The sequence below is a fragment of the Bacillota bacterium genome, assembly GCA_012837285.1.
In the GTDB taxonomy this organism is placed as follows: Bacteria; Bacillota; DTU030; order DUMP01; family DUMP01; genus DUNI01.
On record DURJ01000020.1, the window covers coordinates 1 to 1,650 of the forward strand.

Sequence of the window (1,650 nt, forward strand, 5' to 3'; positions counted from 1 at the left end):
AGGGGAAGCGGGAGCGGTGTTGGAAAAAGGGATTAGTCTATGTTTGCAATGTATGGGCCTGAGCTAAGTTGGAGGCAGTACTATGCGACGACGATTGACGCAATTTACGACCGCTATCCTGGCTAACTCTTATTTCCCCGGTTTCCTTCAGGCTCGTATCTATCGGGGACCGCTTAAGGCTGTCTGTGTTCCATTTTTGAATTGCTATTCCTGCCCCGGAGCCTGGGGATCCTGCCCGGTGGGTTCGTTTCAGTCGTTGGCAGCGGGGTTTAGTCAGACAGTTTCTTTGTATGTATTGGGAGTCCTGACGGCTGTGGGGGCTTTAGGTGGCCGGGTGGTTTGCGGCTGGCTTTGTCCGTTTGGTTTATTCCAGGATATATTATACGGCTTAAAAACAAGAAAATGGCAGCTACCGCGGGCGGCTGAATATGTTAAGTTTATTGTGTTGGGGCTGACAGTGACTTTGCCGTTTGTGTGGCGCAGTGCGGTGGGGATAGCGGAGCCGTACTTCTGTAAGTACATCTGCCCCGCCGGCACCCTGGAAGCAGGATTGCCACTGGTGTTTCTCCGACCAGAGCTTCGGGAGCTAATGGGGCCGGTGTTTTTGGTCAAACTGGCAATTTTGGCGGCGTTGATTTTGGCTGGGATTGTTATTTGGCGACCGTTTTGCCGGGTGCTGTGCCCACTGGGAGCTTTCTATGGGTTGTTTAATCATCTGAGCTTGTGGCGCCTGCAGGTGGATCAATCCCTCTGTACGGGTTGCCATGCCTGCAGCCGTCGCTGCTCGGTCGGGCTGGTTCCCCACAAAGATCCTAACTCTTCTGCCTGTGTTCGCTGCCTGGAGTGCGCGAAGGCTTGTCCAACCGGTGCCCTGACTTTTAGTCGCGCCCTGTCTGGGCTCCAGGTTCCGGGAGTTAATATCCGCTGCTGAAACCAAGGGTGTCGATTCAGGGGTAAATGGCGTTATCGAATGCCCAGCGATGCCCGTAGTACGACAAATGAAGTATATTGTCCGTGATTCTGAAGGAGCAAAGTACTGAGGAGTCTTTCAAGATCCTTCGGGCAAAGCCCTCAGGATGACAAAAAAGAACAGTTTTGGTGGCCATGACGTGAAAGGGGACTAGATACAACCAAGGCAAGTTAATTTGCCCAAAAAGATTGTTTTTTGTAGACAAGGAATGGACAAAGATGTCACTAGCTTAGTAAGCCAAGGTAGAAAGTCTGTTATACTGAAGGTCTCGTAATTTAGGCTGGGGCAGGAGGGTGGAAGAAAGGTGGCCAAGCGTTACAGTTGGGTGATAATAGTGCTTTTGCTAGTATTGGCGTTGACTGTTGCCGGGTGTGGTCGAAAGGAAGCAATTGAGCCGCCAATGGAAGACCTATCAGGGCCTGTGCCGAATGGGAACGAGACATCGGAGGAATCCTGGGATCCTGCCCTTGGCGGCAGTGTGAGGGCGGCAGCTTTTGCCGGCAAAGATTTTCTCACCGGTGCAGAAGTGAAGTTCAAGCCCGATTCGGGGAGGCCGGCGATAATAAGCTTTTTCTCTCTGGGGTGAGGCGGCTGTGTGCAAGAGGTGTTGCAGTTGCAGCCGGAGCTGGAGGGATTTAAGGAGCAAGGCCTGGACTTTTATTTTGTCATCGGCGGCCGGG

Annotated in this window: 2 protein-coding genes; both read left to right on the top strand. The window is 52.5% G+C overall.

Annotated elements, in window-relative coordinates:
• The first annotated feature begins 82 nt into the window (after positions 1 to 82).
• A complete protein-coding gene (locus GX016_01290) occupies positions 83 to 931 on the top strand; it encodes a 4Fe-4S binding protein (protein ID HHT70196.1) in 849 nt (282 codons plus the stop codon).
• A gap of 343 nt (positions 932 to 1,274) precedes the next feature.
• A complete protein-coding gene (locus GX016_01295; GenBank protein HHT70197.1) occupies positions 1,275 to 1,556 on the top strand; it encodes a hypothetical protein in 282 nt (93 codons plus the stop codon).
• Positions 1,557 to 1,650 lie beyond the last annotated feature (94 nt).

Excerpts from the sequence above, each read along its gene's own strand:
- GX016_01290 (HHT70196.1), top strand. The coding sequence starts at position 83 with ATGCGACGACGATTGACGCAATTTACGACCGCTATCCTGGCTAACTCT.